This is a genomic window from Solibacillus sp. FSL H8-0523, from assembly GCF_038051985.1.
GTDB lineage: Bacteria > Bacillota > Bacilli > Bacillales_A > Planococcaceae > Solibacillus.
The window spans coordinates 3,203,246-3,219,212 of the sequence record NZ_CP150291.1 but is presented as its reverse complement, the minus strand read 5'-3'; the positions used below and the strand labels follow the sequence as shown (position 1 = coordinate 3,219,212).

General features: G+C 40.6%; 12 protein-coding genes and 20 tRNA genes. 29 read left to right on the top strand and 3 right to left on the bottom strand.

The features are described from left to right. Positions 1-641 precede the first annotated feature (641 nt). The 22 genes from NSQ62_RS16100 to NSQ62_RS15995 all read left to right on the top strand — a co-directional run bounded on the left by NSQ62_RS16100 (position 642) and on the right by NSQ62_RS15995 (position 4,606). Positions 642-1,625, top strand: a complete 984-nt coding sequence (locus tag NSQ62_RS16100) for an MBL fold metallo-hydrolase (RefSeq protein ID WP_341321132.1) — start codon at positions 642-644, stop codon at positions 1,623-1,625. Positions 1,626-1,964: 339 nt separating this feature from the next. Continuing rightward, positions 1,965-2,040 (top strand) — tRNA-Val (locus NSQ62_RS16095). A 10-nt stretch (positions 2,041-2,050) separates the two neighbouring features. Then, a tRNA-Thr gene (locus NSQ62_RS16090) sits at positions 2,051-2,126 on the top strand. A gap of 7 nt (positions 2,127-2,133) precedes the next feature. Continuing rightward, positions 2,134-2,209 (top strand) — tRNA-Lys (locus tag NSQ62_RS16085). A gap of 18 nt (positions 2,210-2,227) precedes the next feature. After that, positions 2,228-2,312: transfer RNA gene (locus NSQ62_RS16080), tRNA-Leu, on the top strand. 44 nt (positions 2,313-2,356) lie between these two features. After that, positions 2,357-2,431 (top strand) — tRNA-Gly (locus NSQ62_RS16075). Between the two features lie 6 nt (positions 2,432-2,437). Continuing rightward, positions 2,438-2,526 (top strand) — tRNA-Leu (locus NSQ62_RS16070). 18 nt (positions 2,527-2,544) lie between these two features. Beyond that, positions 2,545-2,621, top strand: a tRNA-Arg gene (locus NSQ62_RS16065). A gap of 5 nt (positions 2,622-2,626) precedes the next feature. Then, positions 2,627-2,703, top strand: a tRNA-Pro gene (locus NSQ62_RS16060). Between the two features lie 6 nt (positions 2,704-2,709). Then, positions 2,710-2,785: transfer RNA gene (locus NSQ62_RS16055), tRNA-Ala, on the top strand. Between the two features lie 22 nt (positions 2,786-2,807). Continuing rightward, positions 2,808-2,881 (top strand) — tRNA-Met (locus tag NSQ62_RS16050). Positions 2,882-2,887: 6 nt separating this feature from the next. Continuing rightward, positions 2,888-2,964 (top strand) — tRNA-Ile (locus tag NSQ62_RS16045). A 20-nt stretch (positions 2,965-2,984) separates the two neighbouring features. After that, positions 2,985-3,077: transfer RNA gene (locus NSQ62_RS16040), tRNA-Ser, on the top strand. Between the two features lie 159 nt (positions 3,078-3,236). After that, positions 3,237-3,311: transfer RNA gene (locus NSQ62_RS16035), tRNA-Met, on the top strand. A 3-nt stretch (positions 3,312-3,314) separates the two neighbouring features. Beyond that, positions 3,315-3,390: transfer RNA gene (locus NSQ62_RS16030), tRNA-Asp, on the top strand. 5 nt (positions 3,391-3,395) lie between these two features. After that, positions 3,396-3,471: transfer RNA gene (locus NSQ62_RS16025), tRNA-Phe, on the top strand. A 3-nt stretch (positions 3,472-3,474) separates the two neighbouring features. After that, a tRNA-Gly gene (locus tag NSQ62_RS16020) sits at positions 3,475-3,548 on the top strand. 11 nt (positions 3,549-3,559) lie between these two features. Further along, positions 3,560-3,636, top strand: a tRNA-Ile gene (locus tag NSQ62_RS16015). Between the two features lie 11 nt (positions 3,637-3,647). Beyond that, positions 3,648-3,723, top strand: a tRNA-Asn gene (locus NSQ62_RS16010). An 11-nt stretch (positions 3,724-3,734) separates the two neighbouring features. Beyond that, positions 3,735-3,825: transfer RNA gene (locus tag NSQ62_RS16005), tRNA-Ser, on the top strand. A 1-nt stretch (position 3,826) separates the two neighbouring features. Further along, positions 3,827-3,898, top strand: a tRNA-Glu gene (locus NSQ62_RS16000). Positions 3,899-3,979: 81 nt separating this feature from the next. After that, positions 3,980-4,606 carry an NUDIX domain-containing protein gene (locus NSQ62_RS15995; RefSeq protein WP_341321131.1) on the top strand — a complete coding sequence of 209 codons (627 nt, stop codon included), beginning with the start codon at positions 3,980-3,982 and terminating at the stop codon, positions 4,604-4,606. Between the two features lie 35 nt (positions 4,607-4,641). Here NSQ62_RS15995 and NSQ62_RS15990 read toward each other — a convergent pair whose 3' ends face one another. Both NSQ62_RS15990 and NSQ62_RS15985 read right to left on the bottom strand, forming a co-directional pair. Further along, positions 4,642-5,871 (bottom strand): DUF4179 domain-containing protein, encoded by a 1,230-nt coding sequence (locus NSQ62_RS15990; protein WP_341321130.1) that lies wholly within the window; start codon positions 5,869-5,871, stop codon positions 4,642-4,644. Beyond that, entirely contained in the window at positions 5,864-6,391 is a 528-nt protein-coding gene (locus NSQ62_RS15985) for a sigma-70 family RNA polymerase sigma factor (protein ID WP_341321129.1), read from the bottom strand. Before NSQ62_RS15985 ends, NSQ62_RS15990 begins: the two co-directional genes overlap by 8 nt. Positions 6,392-6,502: 111 nt before the next feature. Here NSQ62_RS15985 and NSQ62_RS15980 point away from each other — a divergent pair, with 111 nt between their 5' ends. Further along, positions 6,503-7,267: a MerR family transcriptional regulator gene (locus NSQ62_RS15980; protein ID WP_341321128.1), complete on the top strand. Its 765-nt coding sequence runs from the start codon at positions 6,503-6,505 to the stop codon at positions 7,265-7,267. A 95-nt stretch (positions 7,268-7,362) separates the two neighbouring features. Here NSQ62_RS15980 and NSQ62_RS15975 read toward each other — a convergent pair whose 3' ends face one another. Then, positions 7,363-8,280, bottom strand: coding sequence for a 1,4-dihydroxy-2-naphthoate polyprenyltransferase (locus NSQ62_RS15975; protein ID WP_341321127.1), 918 nt, complete (start codon positions 8,278-8,280; stop codon positions 7,363-7,365). Between the two features lie 242 nt (positions 8,281-8,522). Between NSQ62_RS15975 and NSQ62_RS15970 the strand changes: the two genes are divergently transcribed. The 6 genes from NSQ62_RS15970 (at position 8,523) to NSQ62_RS15945 (ending at position 15,938) form a co-directional block, all read left to right on the top strand. Then, the gene (locus NSQ62_RS15970) at positions 8,523-9,905 is read left to right on the top strand and encodes an isochorismate synthase (protein ID WP_341321126.1); all 1,383 of its coding nucleotides are present in this window, start codon (positions 8,523-8,525) and stop codon (positions 9,903-9,905) included. Further along, the gene (gene menD, locus NSQ62_RS15965; protein WP_341321125.1) at positions 9,898-11,631 is read left to right on the top strand and encodes a 2-succinyl-5-enolpyruvyl-6-hydroxy-3-cyclohexene-1-carboxylic-acid synthase; all 1,734 of its coding nucleotides are present in this window, start codon (positions 9,898-9,900) and stop codon (positions 11,629-11,631) included. Before NSQ62_RS15970 ends, menD begins: the two co-directional genes overlap by 8 nt. Then, complete coding sequence (gene menH, locus NSQ62_RS15960; RefSeq protein WP_341321124.1) at positions 11,613-12,422, top strand: 2-succinyl-6-hydroxy-2,4-cyclohexadiene-1-carboxylate synthase; 810 nt, start codon at positions 11,613-11,615, stop codon at positions 12,420-12,422. Before menD ends, menH begins: the two co-directional genes overlap by 19 nt. A gap of 66 nt (positions 12,423-12,488) precedes the next feature. Then, a complete protein-coding gene (gene menB / locus NSQ62_RS15955) occupies positions 12,489-13,313 on the top strand; it encodes a 1,4-dihydroxy-2-naphthoyl-CoA synthase (RefSeq protein WP_341321123.1) in 825 nt (274 codons plus the stop codon). A 74-nt stretch (positions 13,314-13,387) separates the two neighbouring features. After that, positions 13,388-14,821: an o-succinylbenzoate--CoA ligase gene (locus tag NSQ62_RS15950; RefSeq protein WP_341321122.1), complete on the top strand. Its 1,434-nt coding sequence runs from the start codon at positions 13,388-13,390 to the stop codon at positions 14,819-14,821. Between the two features lie 172 nt (positions 14,822-14,993). Further along, positions 14,994-15,938, top strand: a complete 945-nt coding sequence (locus NSQ62_RS15945) for a transglutaminase domain-containing protein (protein ID WP_341321121.1) — start codon at positions 14,994-14,996, stop codon at positions 15,936-15,938. Positions 15,939-15,967: the final 29 nt, after the last annotated feature.

The window sequence follows — 15,967 nt, the reverse complement described above, 5'->3', positions numbered from 1 at the left end:
TAAAAGTGAAGGCGCTCGCTTTTTTGGAGGCAAGCGTTAAAGTAATTTTTTTGCGAGAGGCTTTAAATTGTTACTTAGTATACATGATTAATTTCTTCTAACTGACGAATAGGAAGTTGGCAATTTGCTATGGTAATCTTGTCGGATTCAAGTATTGATGGTGTTTTAATGAATAGTTCAGCTTGAAAACCAGTCATAAAATTCTGTTCGAAATTGGTATGTACCGGTTGGGTAAATCCGAACTGTAGCAACTCTTTCTAATCTGTAAAGGGCTTTGACGGGATTGGCTAAGAGCGGTAAAGTTTTTTGTATATATAGTTCAGATTGATTAGCTACCTCAGCTTTAAATGCTAGAGTTTCTAAATAATTGCGCTGGACCTTCTACGGTTTCTATAGTACTAGCCTGTTTCCAGTGGAAATAATAAACTTCTGGTATTTCTAAGTTTGATAAAATAGTGCAACGAAGATAAATCCTTTGTTTGAAGTGCATGATGAGGGGTTACAAGCTACTGAAATTTAGAAGCTAACGCGTTTATAGTAGAACTCCTTTTCATATTTAATTAGAAACGATATACTTTTGTTCGATAGTAATTTATTATTCCGAAGATTATACCGTAAATGGGATTATGGAGGATTTAGAAATGAGTTCAATATTTGAATATAAAGGTAAAAAAGTGTATCCCATTATTTACCCAGAGAGATACGGACAAATGACCAATATCAATTGTTATTTATATGAGTCTCAAAATAGACTGACTCTAATTGATGCGGGAATAGATTCAGTTGAATACGAAACATTTTTTTATAAAAAGCTAGCTGAATATGGATTTGATTTAACGGATATAGATCAAATTATTTTAACGCATCATCATACTGATCATATTGGAATGGTTAATAAAATTATAGAGACAAAGAAAATGCCGGTATTTGCCCATCCTTCCGCAATAGAACGTTTAGCATTGACAGAACAATATCAGCATACTAAAATTCAATTTTTTGAGGAATTGTATACATACTATGGCTGCGAAGATCTCATGAAGACGCGTATAGAAAAAATGTATAAAACACTATATAATGATGAAGGTTTACGAATTCAAACATTTGTACAACCTATTCAAGCGCAGGATTTTATCGGGGATTTACTCGTTTTAGAGACACCAGGACATTCATTGGATTCGATTTCGCTATATGATCAACAAACAGACTGGCTATTTACAGGGGATTTAATTATTGAAAAAGGAACGACAAATGCACTCATTGATTTTGATGCAAACAAATCATTATTGCCGACAGTATGGCAGCAACGTAAATCGATTGAACAATGTTTAAACTTACATGTATCGACTGTTTTTGCTGGACATGAAGCAATTTTTGATAATTTTGAAGAAGTTGCGCAGGCGAATTTAGCGAAAATGGACTATAAGGTGCAACGGATTGTAAAGCAGGTAGAGCAGGGGAATGATACAATTTTAAAAATAGCAAACGCGATTTATGGACAATTAATGTATCAAATACCGACACTAATTTTTTCAGAGGTTATAGGTTATGTTAAGTATGCTGAAAAATTAGAGCGAATAGATAATGTTAAAAAAAATAAGCAGGTAATATTTAGAGTTTTGATATAATTATAAAATAACCTACAATTAAAGGGGATTTAACTGTAAGAATGAACGGATTCCCTTTGTAATTGGGCATTGTGACGTATTAATTTACTAATATAATAAAAAATATTTTATAAAAATGCAAAACAAGTGTTGAAAAAAATGGGTAATCATATTAAAATTTCGTTATGCCAAGTAATCGTTTTCATTAGGAAACAAGGCTAGTTACTGGGAAACTTTGAAGGAAATATTATTTTTAAAAAAAGTTTCAAAAAAGTATTGCATTGTTTCTCAAATGCTGATAATATAAATCTTGTCCTTAAGAGAAAGGACAAGCACTTTACAGTGTAACTTTAATACCCAGGAGGATTAGCTCAGCTGGGAGAGCACCTGCCTTACAAGCAGGGGGTCGGCGGTTCGAGCCCGTCATCCTCCACCATTTCTAAAATGCCGGTGTAGCTCAGTTGGTAGAGCAACTGACTTGTAATCAGTAGGTCGAGGGTTCGACTCCTTTCGCCGGCACCACTTTAGAGAGCCATTAGCTCAGTTGGTAGAGCATCTGACTTTTAATCAGAGGGTCGAAGGTTCGAGTCCTTCATGGCTCACCAGTTTTATATTTGTCTGCTGCGGGTGTGGCGGAATTGGCAGACGCACTAGACTTAGGATCTAGCGCCGCAAGGCGTGGGGGTTCGACTCCCTTCACCCGCACCATTTTAATTTCATATACTGTCAGATAAAAATAGCTTATGCATTTTGCGGAAGTAGTTCAGTGGTAGAACACCACCTTGCCAAGGTGGGGGTCGCGAGTTCGAACCTCGTCTTCCGCTCCAAAAAATGCCGGGGTGGCGGAACTGGCAGACGCACAGGACTTAAAATCCTGCGGTGAGTGATCACCGTGCCGGTTCGATTCCGGCCCTCGGCACCATCTTTTAAATAAATAATTGCGCTCGTAGCTCAATTGGATAGAGCATCTGACTACGAATCAGAAGGTTGTAGGTTCAAGTCCTGTCGAGCGCACCATTTTCCGGAATGTAGCTCAGCTTGGTAGAGCACTTGGTTTGGGACCAAGGGGTCGTAGGTTCGAATCCTGTCATTCCGACCACTATATGGGGCCTTAGCTCAGCTGGGAGAGCGCCTGCCTTGCACGCAGGAGGTCAGCGGTTCGATCCCGCTAGGCTCCACCATAAATTAACCAATAAAGATCCTGGCTACCTAGCTCAGCTGGCTAGAGCATTCGGTTCATACCCGAAAGGTCGTGGGTTCGACTCCCTCGGTAGCCATCTTAAGGACCTTTAGCTCAGTTGGTTAGAGCAGACGGCTCATAACCGTCCGGTCACAGGTTCGAGTCCTGTAAGGTCCACCAGTAAATCATATAATTAACATGGAGGTATACCCAAGTTCGGCTGAAGGGATCGGTCTTGAAAACCGACAGGCGGGTAACACCGCGCGGGGGTTCGAATCCCTCTACCTCCTCCATAATTTACAGGTGAGAACAGCTCGAAAAAAGTTAAATAGTATTATCGCGGGGTGGAGCAAATCGCTAAACGAAGATAGCGATTAGCAGCAACTGAGGAACGAAGTTGATGTCAACTAAGTAGAACTCAGAACAGGCGATAATAAACTTAATAATATTGTCGCGGGGTGGAGCAGTGGTAGCTCGTCGGGCTCATAACCCGAAGGTCATAGGTTCAAGTCCTATCCCCGCAACCAAATGGTCCCGTGGTGTAGCGGTTAACATGCCTGCCTGTCACGCAGGAGATCGCCGGTTCGATCCCGGTCGGGACCGCCATTTGTGGGTTTGTAGCTCAGTTGGTAGAGCATTAGATTGAAGCTCTAAGTGTCGGCGGTTCGATTCCGTCCAAACCCACCATTTGCGGGTGTAGTTTAGTGGTAAAACCTCAGCCTTCCAAGCTGATGTTGTCGGTTCGATTCCGATCACCCGCTCCAGTTTTTAAAAAGGGCCTATAGCTCAGCTGGTTAGAGCGCACGCCTGATAAGCGTGAGGTCGATGGTTCGAGTCCATTTAGGCCCACCATATAAGACTGTTCCGAAGTAGCTCAGTTGGTAGAGCATCCGGCTGTTAACCGGCAGGTCGCAGGTTCGAGTCCTGCCTTCGGAGCCATTTTTTAATTAGGGGAATTACTCAAGAGGCTGAAGAGGCGCCCCTGCTAAGGGTGTAGGTCGGGTAACCGGCGCGAGGGTTCAAATCCCTCATTCTCCGCCACGGCCCGTTGGTCAAGTGGTTAAGACACCGCCCTTTCACGGCGGTAACACGGGTTCGAATCCCGTACGGGTCATACATAGGCAGATAGAAAACGCTAAGCATTTATTTAAGTGCTTAGCGTTTTTTTGGTCCAATAAAACGGAGGATGAAGAAGATGACAGAATGTTTAGCGATTTTTAATGAACAATATAATAAAATAGGTACGGCATTGCGTGATGAAGTACATGAAAAGGGCTTTTGGCATGAAGTATTTCACTGTTGGGTGATTGAGAAGGTAGAAGATGAATGGATGATTTATTTACAGCTCCGTAGTCAATGTAAGAAGGATTATCCTGGTCAGTATGATATTACGGCTGCTGGCCATTTACTGGCAACCGAAACGGTTTTAGATGGTGTAAGAGAGTTAAATGAAGAATTAGGTTTAAATGTAACAGGTGATGAATTAAATAGCTTAGGCGTAATTGCTTATCAGATAGACGATAAGCAAATAAAGGATTATGAATTTGCGAATGTGTTTGTTTATGAAATCAAAAATGGCTTTGAGCGATTTCAAATTCAGCGAGAAGAGCTAGACGGGATATACCGAATGAAATTGCACCAGTTTTACGAATTAGCAAGTGGGGAGAAGGAGCAAGCACCTGTAACCGGTTACTATTATCAAGCAGATGTAAAAGTAAATGATCGTCAGGAACTAGGTTTAGATCAGATGCAAACATTGCCACAGATGTATAGCATGCCTTTTATAGAAAAATTACAAGTATGGATGAAATCAAAAGCGTAGTCGTGAAAAACAATTCATGACTACGCTTTTGTTAATTAATCGAGGATAGTAATTGTATCGGTTTGCATCTCAAGGAAGTACATATTTTTTATAAGCAAATCGGTACCTTCATTTGTTGTATTAAATTGTAACGTACGGATATAGCCTGCATCGCTTTCGTGAAAACCTTTCGTTGTTTGAAGCGATACCTTACCGTCGGGAGTTTGTAATGATACCTCATCAAAAATTACATTTGGTTCGGAGCTAATCGTAATTTCTGTAATGCCATCCTGTATAGAAGCATTTAAAATTTGTAAGTTTTTTGGCCCCACGATTGTTTCAGGTAGAGGGTTTAATGGAATGGCCACATCAATTGTCTCTTTTGAATAAGATTGCTCGAGCTTTAATTCGAGTTTTTTTGTGTCAGCAGGAATGGTGTCAAATAATAGATCCATGGTGTAGCCACTAAATAAGGAACTTTGCATACTGCTTTCTTTTACTGGGATTGCTTTGTCATCTGCGTATAATACAAAATCTCTAGGTATTGGAAATGTTCGATCGATTGTTTTATTGAAAGTTCCTGTAATGAGTGTTGAGGCATTTGTTGTTGTTAATTTTTTAATCGTGAACGTACCAATATCCGTTTTGATTTTTTCATTAATCGTATGTTTCAAAGTTGGTGCGAGTGCGTCGTTCGCGTTATATTTGAATGTGAAATCATATTCGTTATGGGCATCGTCATATAAAGAAACCGTGAGTTTTTTGGCAAATGGATTAACGGCATCATAACTCGCAATACCCGTTAATGTATGTTGATCACTGCTTAATACATACGTGCTGCTTGGCAAATGGTTGGTTAAAAAACCAGTTAATTTTGTAAATGTAATACCATTTTCTAATGATTTTACCGGATTGTGCGCCTTGTAATAGATAATAAAGCGATTGGCATCGGAAAGCACACCTTCGATAGTTACGGTTGTTCCATCTTGTAATACGAGAGACTCATCGACGACTTGGCCGGCACCTGTTTCGTTTAGCTTTGCGAGTGTGTCATCCATGAGCTGTTCATAGCCGAATAGTTTTTTGCCGTAGTAGGCGAATGTATTCATATTAAAAGAAATGAATAATAAAGCAAGAGCTGCGGTTACTAGTAGGGCAAGAGCGGCTTTTTTGCTCCCTCTTTTAGATTGAGATTGCTTTGCTAAGGCGTTGTGTAAGCGTTGTTCAAGCTGTTCTGGTACTGGGATATCGTTTAGTTTCGCTTTTTGCTGATCAAATTTATTCATGGAAATTCTCCTCTCCAAAATGTGCCCGTAGCTTTTTGAGTGCATAAAATACGCGGGTTTTGGCGGTACCGATTGAAACGTTCGTAAGTTCAGCAATTGTTTCGTAATTGTAATCGAGTAGATATTTGAGCTGAATCGCTTCTTTATGCACCGGTGATAGTATCGTTAAATAATGTTCGAGCGTTAGTTCATCATCGAGTTGATCGATTGGATTGACGGTTAATTCGATCGATTCTTCATCCTCAATAAAAATGACGCGGTGCTTTTTTTTCAGGATGGCACGGCATTCATTCACCAAAATGGTTTTGCTCCAGCTATAAAACGCTGTGTCGTCTTTGAGCTGATGAATTTTTTCGTATAAAATAACAATCATTTGTTCAAGGGCATCGAGTGCGTCATGCTCGTTGCCGACATACGTATAGGCTAAATGGTAAAATTGCTGCTGTTCTTGCATAATAAGCTGTACGAGGGCATCTTTATGGCCTTTTTTTGCTTTTTTCACCAGCTTGGTAATTGTCATCGTGTTCACCTCTCTATAAGTAAGAGTTTTGAATGGGGTAAAAAGTTCAAATAAAAATTATTTTTTTCGTTGACCTTCACGTTACGTTACACTTTATAGTAATCCTTAGAGGTGATTGTATTGCTTATAAATGAATTAGTAAAATTATCGGGTGTCAGTGCACGTACACTGCGCTATTATGATGAAATCGGATTACTCAAGCCTTCAATGGTCGCACAAAATGGTTACCGCCAGTACAGTCAGGCAGATATTGACCGCTTGCAGCAAATTTTGTTTTACCGAGCGCTGGATTTTAAGCTAGAGCAAATTAAGGGATTACTTGAAAATCCTGATTTTGAAGTAAAAGAGGCGCTAAAAAATCAACAAAGGTTGCTTGAACAAAAGCGCAGTTATTTAGATGGCTTACTACAAACAATCAACCAAACAATTAGTACGATGGAAGGGGAAACAACAATGACAAACGAACAAAAATTTGAGGCATTTAAGAATAAGTTAATTGAAGACAACGAGCAAAAATATGGCGAGGAAATTCGCAAAAAATACGGCCAACAGCAAGTGCTAGAAGGCTACGGTAAATTAAAGGACATGACAGAAGCGCAGTACGAAGCTGTACAACAGTTAGAGCAACAATTATTTATGCGTTTACAAGAAGCAATAGTAGAGAATGACGCGACAAGTGAAGTGGCAATGGAAGTAGCAGAACTGCACAAACGCTGGTTAAGCTTTTACTGGAAAAAGTATACGAAGGAAGCACATGTTGGATTAGCGCAAATGTATCTGTATGATGACCGCTTTACAACGTATTACGATAGCCAGGTTGGTGAAGGGGCAACTCGCCTTTTGCATGATGCGATTGTTGCGTACGCGAAGCTATAAAAGGTGACGGTGAACATGTATTGACCATGTGAATGAAGAACATTAAAAAAGCTGTACAAGGCGTAAATCGATACGCTTTGTACAGCTTTTGTTTGTTAGATAAAATATGAAGCTAGTAAGCCAATTGCTAATAGGAAACCAAAAATGGTATTTGTCTGCGCGGTATATTTCATGGCAGGCATTACTTCTAATGGTTTTTCTTTAGCACGGAATAATTTTACGGCGTCGATTGGCTTTTTAATACTTAGTAACACAAGTAGTGCCCAAACTGTAAGTGGTGTAAAGACGACTAACGCAATAATCCATACATACGAAACGATAAAGAATGCAGCTAAAACCGATACTGCGTTATGGCGACCAACTAAAATTGCCATTGTTTTACGGCCACCTTCAGTATCACCAATAATGTCACGAATGTTGTTCGATAACATAATCGCACCAACTAAAATCATACTCGGTACCGAAATAAGTACCGCTTCAACTGTTACTTCACCTGTTTGAATGAAGAAGGCAATCAGTACAATTCCCATCCCCATGACAGCACCTGAAACGATTTCCCCAAACGGCGAATAGGCAATTGGGTAGGGCCCACCTGTGTATAAATATCCGATTAACATACAAACAAGGCCGACAGCCACTAACCACCATGACGACATCGCACAAATGTAGACGCCTAGCAGCATGGCAACGGCGTAGAATGCTAATGCAATCAGCATAATTGTCTTTGGTGCCACACCGTGACGAACGATTGTACCTCCGATGCCAACTGAATGTTCGTTGTCTAAGCCACGCTTGTAATCGTAGTATTCATTAAACATATTCGTTGCTGCTTGAATCAGCATACTGGCGATGAGCATTGCAAAAAACAATCCGAAATGAATCGTTTCGTGATCCACTGCTAACGCAATCGCTGTTCCTAAAAATACGGGAACAAATGAAGCTGTTAATGTATGGGGGCGTGTTAAATGCCACCAAACTTTAAAGCCTTTGTCCGCTTCAATGACTTTTGTCATAATAAAAAACGCTCCTTACTTGAAAACAATCTTTCATTATTGTAAAGGAAATGCAACAAAAAGAACAGAGACAAGCGTGATTACATGTAACGTTTGTTTGAAAAATGGTATGATAGGAAAGGTATTATTTAAAGAACGAACGCAAATAAAATGAGCAAATATTTAGAGAATTTAACGTGTTCCAAAACAGAACGCAACTTGCATCATACTAGTGAATTTGCAACATGACGGAGGGAATTTTCATGCAACACAAGTGGTACAACGCCACTGAAATCGAAGTAGGTTCGAATTCAAAGCAAATTTTTTATATGGAAACAATCGAAGTTAGTCGCTTATCGGCACTGGCCTTTTTTGCTGCAGGCGAAGCGAAATATAAAGGTAAGCGCAATTTTTGGCAAAACCGTGAGAAAACATTCACGTTAGTTGGCTTAGGACACGCGTATACAATTGAAAATAATGAAGGCACTAAGCGCTTTGATCATGTAGAGCAAGAGTGGAAGCAACTTACGAGTCAAATCGTTCAAGAAGACCAGCACCTACAGCCGATTTTATTTGGTGGCTTTACGTTTGACCCGAAAAATGAAGTGACAGGCGAATGGGCGAAATTTCCGCAGAGCTATTTCACCGTGTCAACGCATCAGTTAGTCATTCGAAACGACCAAGCGTTTGTGACGATCAATTTAATTACGAGTGAAGAAAGTAGCGCGCAAACATTTGAAGCATTACGCAAAGAGCGTGATGAACTGATTCACGCAACGCAAGTAAAAGAAGTGAAAACGTATGCGAAGCCGATGATGACAAGCTACGCAGAGCCGTTTAAAGAAGAATATTTACAATCGATCGATCAAGTAACAAGTTTAATTAAAGCAAACGAAGCGCAAAAGGTTGTCATTGCGCGTTCATTAGCATTGCAATTTGAGGAAGCGATTACATCTCCACAAATTTTATCGCATGTCGCAAATGAGCAGCCGGAAAGCTTTTTATTTGGCTTAGAGTATAACGATATGCTGTTTTACGGGGCATCACCGGAGCGCTTAGTGAAGGTTGATAATGGCCGTGCTTTTTCATCGTGTGTGGCAGGCTCGATTAAGCGTGGACAAACGGCAGAGCAGGATGAGGCGTTAGGGAGTAACCTATTAAACGACGCGAAAAACCGTGGTGAGCATCACTATGTGGTAGAAATGATTACGGATACGTTTGAGAAAAACTGTCGTGACGTAAAAGTACCAACTGGACCGAAGCTATTAAAAATTCGCGATATTCAGCATTTATACACACCGGTTGAAGGACAATTAAATGAGGAAGCAACGATTTTACAGCTTGTGAAGCATCTACATCCAACACCAGCACTTGGAGGGGTTCCACGGGAAGATGCGCTGCAGATTATTCGTAACTACGAGCCGATGAATCGTGGGCTGTACGCTGCCCCGGTCGGTTGGTTAGATGCGGATGGTAACGGGGAATTCGCAGTAGCGATTCGCTCGGCAGCACTTGTTCAGGACAAGGCATATTTATATGCAGGTGGCGGGATTGTTGCCGATTCGGAAGCGCAATCGGAATACGAAGAAACGCTCGTGAAATTCCGACCAATGTTACGAGCATTAGGGGGACAATTACATGAATGAACGTGAAGTGTTATCGAATTATGTGTATAAGATTGTCGCATCGCTTGTTGCGTCAGGAGTCGAGCAAGTAGTTGTGAGCCCAGGTTCACGTTCAACACCGCTTGCTTATGCGTTTGCATCAACGAAGGAGTTGGCCGTGCATCGTCAAGTCGATGAGCGCGCGGCTGGCTTTTATGCGTTGGGCTTAGCGAAAGCGACAGCAAAACCAGTTGTCCTACTTTGTACATCCGGTACAGCAGCGGCAAATTACTATCCAGCAATTGTAGAAGCGAAATATGCTCGTGTGCCATTAATTGTGTTAACAGCGGATCGTCCACATGAATTACGTGAAGTCGGGGCTCCGCAAACGATTAATCAAGTGCGTCTATACGGTGAACATGTGAAATGGTCAGCAGAGTTTCCAATTCCAGACGAAGCACCACAAACGCTACCGTATATTGAGCGCCACACGGCACGCGCGGTAACGATTGCCTTAACAGCACCATTTGGACCCGTGCATGTAAATATTCCTTTCCGCGAGCCGTTAGTCATTGATTTTAAAGAAACACTACCACGCACAAGTTTCGTGAAAAGCTTTACCAATAACTTAACCCCGTCAAAGCAAACGCTTACGGAATTAACGGCGATGATTACGCAAACGAAAAACGGAATTATCGTTATTGGAGAGCTACCACTTGGTACAGATACAACCGCGCTTTGGGATTTTGTGCGCGAGTTGAAATGGCCCGTTATGATCGAGAGTCTATCAAACTTGCGTACCGAAGTACCTGAAGATTGCCAGGTTTTTGCGATTACTACATATGATGCATTAATGAAAAACGAACGCTTTAAACGCAACGTCCGTCCGCAAGCGGTCATTCGCTTTGGCGCGCAACCCGTTTCAAAATTTTTAATGCAGTTTATCGCACAGGCAAATCCACATTACTATATTGTCATTGATGAAGACCCGATGTTCCGTGATTCAACACATGCTGCAACTCACTTTATCCATGCGTTACCAGGTGAATGGTTACGTGAGATTGAACTTGGTCAGATGGCGACGGAGCTTGCCTATATTGAGTTTTGGAAAACAGCAGATTTATTAGCAGCGGATGTCATTAGTAAATACGGGGAATCAGCGAATGACGAAGGCGCTTATGTCCAATTAATGCTTGAAAATTTACGAGAAGGCGCGGATGTTTTTGTCAGCAGCAGTATGCCGATTCGTGATATCGATACGTTTTTACCTGTGATGAATCGAGATGTGCAAGTATTTGCCAATCGTGGTGCGAACGGCATTGACGGCGTTACTTCGACAGCGCTAGGCTTTAGTAACGGTCGCAAGGAACGTAAAACTTATTTATTAATCGGCGATTTAGCGTTTTTACATGACGCCAATGCCTTTATCGCAAGTCGTTATCAAGACTGTGATTTAACCATTGTTGTGCTAAACAATGATGGTGGTGGGATCTTCTCATATTTACCGCAGGCAAAAATTGAGGCACATTACGAGGAGTTATTCGGTACACCAACAGCATTAACGTTCGAACAAGTGGCCAAAATGTATGACATGGAATACGTAAACGTCACAACAAAAGAGCAGTTTTTAGCGACGGTTACAGCCGATAAACAACAATCCCTTAAATTAATTGAAGTGTTTACAAATCGTGAGGAAAACGTCAGTGAACACCGCGCATTATGGACACGCATTAATGAGGTGATTGAACAATGGCTCGATATGCTGTAAACGGAATCGATGTTTTTGTCGATCAAGTGAATCCACTAGGTATGAAAACGCTCGTGTTACTACACGGCTTTACAGGCAGTACGAAAACATGGCAGCATGTTGTAAAGGCGCTGTCAAAGTCGGTACGCTGCATCCTGGTTGATTTAACTGGACATGGGCAGACATCAGCTCCTAAAAACGTAGCGGTGTATTCAATGACTTATCAAATCGATACATTGCACGAATTATTCCAACAGCTCCATTTAGAGAAGTTTACATTACTCGGTTATTCAATGGGCGGGCGTGTGGCGTTGAGCTATGCGGTGAAGTATCCGGATAAGGTTGAGCAGTTAGTATTAGAAAGCGCATCACCAGGGTTAAAATCCGAAGAAGAACGCGCGGCACGTAAAGAGGCGGATGATGCATTAGCTGAAAAAATCCTAGCAAACGGCATCGAGTCCTTTGTCGACAAGTGGGAAAACATTGCACTCTTTGCCTCACAAAAATTACTAAGTGAACATGTACAACAAGAAATTCGCACCGAACGTCTACAGCAGCGTGCAATTGGATTAGCAAATAGCTTACGTGGTATGGGGACAGGTGTCATGCCAAACCTTTGGGATGATTTAACCATACTTCCAATGCCTGTAACTTTACTTACAGGTGCGCTTGACGAAAAATTTGTCACACTGAACGAAAAGATGCAAAACTTGCTCACTCATGCAAAACATCTTACAATTCCAGCAGTGGGGCACGCAATTCATGTGGAAAATCCGCTAAAGTTTGCTACAATAGTAGAGGAAATGATTTAACTTTTGTCTATACTAAAGTTAATACTAACTAATTGCTTTTAAGCACAAAATAGGGGGACAACTCAAATGACAAAGCAACGTCTATGGACTTCATTACATACTTATGAAGACATTAAGTATGAGTTCTATAACGGAATCGCAAAAATTACGATTAACCGTCCAGAAGTACGCAACGCATTCCGCCCAAAAACAACAGCGGAAATGATCGACGCTTTCACACGTGCACGTGATGATGAGCGCATTGGCGTAATTATTTTAACAGGTGAAGGCGAGCATGCATTCTGCTCAGGCGGCGACCAAAAAGTTCGCGGTAACGGCGGCTATGTAGGCGACGACAACATTCCTCGTTTAAATGTATTAGATTTACAAACATTAATCCGTAAAATTCCTAAGCCAGTAGTAGCAATGGTTGCAGGCTATGCAATCGGTGGCGGCCACGTATTACACGTAGTATGTGACTTAACAATTGCTGCTGACAATGCTCGCTTCGGTCAAACTGGACCTAAAGTTGGTTCATTCGACGCTGGTTACGGTTCAGGCTACTTAGCTCGTATCGTAGGTCACAAAAAAGCACGTGAAATCTGGTACTTATGCCGTCAATACGACGCGCAAGAAGCACTTGATATGGGCTTAGTAAACACGGTTGTTCCTTACGCTCAGCTTGAAGACGAAACAGTACAATGGTGTGAAGAGATGTTACAAATGTCTCCAACAGCGTTACGTTTCTTAAAAGCTGCGATGAACGCAGATACAGACGGTTTAGCTGGTATTCAACAGCTTGCTGGTGACGCAACACTTCTTTACTACACAACAGATGAAGCAAAAGAAGGTCGTGACGCATTCAAAGAGAAACGTCAACCTGACTTCGGTCAATTCCCACGTTTCCCTTGATTTGTTGTTAACAATCAAGAAAAGAGCATACATTTGTGTGCTCTTTTTTTAGTGGATTTAAAGGAGGAATTTGTATGCAACCGAACTGGATCAAACAACGTGCATATTTAACGCCAAATCGTATAGCGGTTAGTTTTCATGATGAACAGTGGACATTCCATGAGTTATACGAGAAATCCGTGATACGTGCTTATCAATTAAATGCCTATGAGTTAACAGGAAAACGTGTCGCAATTTTAGCGCCCTCTACACCGGCATTAATTGAAGTACTGTATGCATGTATGCAAGCGCAGTGCGAAATGGTGCTATTAAATGGTCGTTTATCTAAACAGGAACTGAGCTATCAAATTGCCGATGCTGAAGTGGATATGATTTTAGTTGCGGATTCTGAGTTTGGAAAATTAGCACCAGATGACCGGATGTTGTTATTTTCAGCGCTTTCGGATAGAGAGCCAAAAGCATATGAAATTGCTTCAGAATGGGACGATGATTTCGCATTAACGATTATGTATACATCAGGTACAACGGGTTTCCCAAAAGGGGTGTGTCAAACAGTTGGAAATCATAGCGCGAGTGCGGTAAGTTCAGCGCTAAACTTAGGGCTATCTGAACAGGATTCGTGGCTGTGTACGGTCCCAATTTTTCATATAAGTGGTTTTTCAATTATTGTACGCTCTTTATTATATGGTATGAAAATTCGTTTATATGAAAAATTTGATGCAAAACGATGTGCAGCAGAAATTGCATCAGGCTCCGTGACGAAAATGTCGGTCGTTGCGGTGACGTTAGAAAATATTTTAACGCAAATGGAAGAGGCAAATTTAACCGCACATAAAAACTTTACAACGATGCTTGCAGGTGGTGGACCTGTTCCTGCTGCGTATTTACACCGTGCCCAGGCGCTTCAATTATGCGTAGCACAAACATACGGAATGACCGAAACTTCTTCCCAAACAACAACCTTAACGAGTGAAGATGCTTTTCGTAAAGTGGGCTCAGCAGGAAAGCCGCTCTTTTTCAATCAGGTACGCATTGATGAGCCTAATGTAGAGGGAATTGGTGAAATTCTAGTGCGCGGTCCACATGTGACACCACGCTATGTCGGCAAATTTAAAGACAAGCCAACGACTAGAGACGGCTGGCTACACACGGGAGATATCGGTTATTTAGATAAGCAAGGCTTTTTATACGTGGTCGACCGTCGCAGTGATTTAATCATTTCGGGTGGCGAGAATATTTACCCTGCTGAAATAGAAAATGTGTTACTAGCTCATGAAGCGGTGAAGGAAGCAGGTGTATGCGGTATTGATGATGCTAAATGGGGACAAGTGCCAATTGGTTTTGTCGTGTTGAAAGGAAAAGTTTCAGAACAACAATTAATCGATTTCTGTAAAATGAATCTAGCGAACTATAAAATACCTAAAAAAATTCATTTTATCAATAATATGCCTCGTAATGGGTCTAATAAGCTACTTAGAAGGCAGTTGAAACAGTTAATAGTTGAGTGATAAAAAAATAACAAAAAGGACTCGTTTAAATGGTGAAATAATCATTTCAACGAGTCTTTTTATTATATAACCAAAAATTTTTAAAAGGTTTTCAACATAGGTTGAGTATGATGTTAATAGTATATAAACATCAATCGGATAAGTTCAGTGCAAAATTAGGGAGGTACTTAAAATGCAAAAATTATTTACTTCATTTTTAATAGTGGTATTACTTTTCAGTATGTTGCCAACAACGGGATCGGCCCCAACAAGTGCCAATAGTGTTTCAACAGAGAAAACGTTAACAAACGATATTTTCCAGCAGCTAAGCAACTTTAATACGGATTTTATATTAACGTATGAGGGAGATTTCTCAAAAATTAAAACGGTTGTACAAAATGCGTTAAATCACATTCAAAAAAATGAACAGTATGTGTATGAAAATATTTCAAAATGGCAGTTAGCGATGACGTACACGGGCACTTCGGGTACATTAACGTTTAAAATAATATATTTAACAGACAAGAAAAAAGAAGATCATGTAACAGCTGAAGTAAAAAAAATTCTTCCAAAAATCATTAAGAAAAATGCAACGCAAATCGATAAAATTAAAGCAGTCCATGACTACATCGTGTTAAATAGTAGCTATTCAAGCAAAACAAAAAACAGCCAGTACATTACGTACACGTTACTAACGGAAAAGAAAGGTGTTTGTCAGGCTTACGCATTGTTAATGTTAAAAATGTTTGAAGAACTAAAAATCGAAGCGAAATATGTGAAGGGTTACTCAAATAATGAGCGCCATGCATGGATTTTAGCGAAGGTTGACAAGGAATGGTACCACATTGATCCAACGTGGAATGATCCTATCGGCAACAAAGCAGATGAAGTGCGCTACAAGTACTTCATGTTAACGGATAAGCAAATCGCTGCAACTCATAGCTGGGTAAAAGCGGAATATCCTGTTGCAAAAAGTGAAAAATATAAGAGTTTCCATATCGCAACGCAGGCCTTTACTAAAAAAAATGAGTTATTCTACATGAATGAAAAAGATAAAAAATATTATCAAATGAATTTAAAAACACTAAAAGTCAAATCGATTACAGCAAAGCAGTACCAACAAAGTAAAAAAGCGTAGTCGTGTAAAATTCAGAGTATATGAAAAGA

What these genes read in the sequence shown, in the direction of transcription:
- NSQ62_RS16100 (WP_341321132.1), top strand. Translation starts at nt 642, where the DNA reads ATGAGTTCAATATTTGAATATAAAGGTAAAAAAGTGTATCCCATTATT.
- NSQ62_RS15995 (WP_341321131.1), top strand. Translation starts at nt 3,980, where the DNA reads ATGACAGAATGTTTAGCGATTTTTAATGAACAATATAATAAAATAGGT.
- NSQ62_RS15990 (WP_341321130.1), bottom strand. Translation starts at nt 5,871, where the DNA reads ATGAATAAATTTGATCAGCAAAAAGCGAAACTAAACGATATCCCAGTA.
- NSQ62_RS15985 (WP_341321129.1), bottom strand. Translation starts at nt 6,391, where the DNA reads ATGACAATTACCAAGCTGGTGAAAAAAGCAAAAAAAGGCCATAAAGAT.
- NSQ62_RS15975 (WP_341321127.1), bottom strand. Translation starts at nt 8,280, where the DNA reads ATGACAAAAGTCATTGAAGCGGACAAAGGCTTTAAAGTTTGGTGGCAT.
- NSQ62_RS15970 (WP_341321126.1), top strand. Translation starts at nt 8,523, where the DNA reads ATGCAACACAAGTGGTACAACGCCACTGAAATCGAAGTAGGTTCGAAT.
- menD (WP_341321125.1), top strand. Translation starts at nt 9,898, where the DNA reads ATGAATGAACGTGAAGTGTTATCGAATTATGTGTATAAGATTGTCGCA.
- menH (WP_341321124.1), top strand. Translation starts at nt 11,613, where the DNA reads ATGGCTCGATATGCTGTAAACGGAATCGATGTTTTTGTCGATCAAGTG.
- menB (WP_341321123.1), top strand. Translation starts at nt 12,489, where the DNA reads ATGACAAAGCAACGTCTATGGACTTCATTACATACTTATGAAGACATT.
- NSQ62_RS15950 (WP_341321122.1), top strand. Translation starts at nt 13,388, where the DNA reads ATGCAACCGAACTGGATCAAACAACGTGCATATTTAACGCCAAATCGT.
- NSQ62_RS15945 (WP_341321121.1), top strand. Translation starts at nt 14,994, where the DNA reads ATGCAAAAATTATTTACTTCATTTTTAATAGTGGTATTACTTTTCAGT.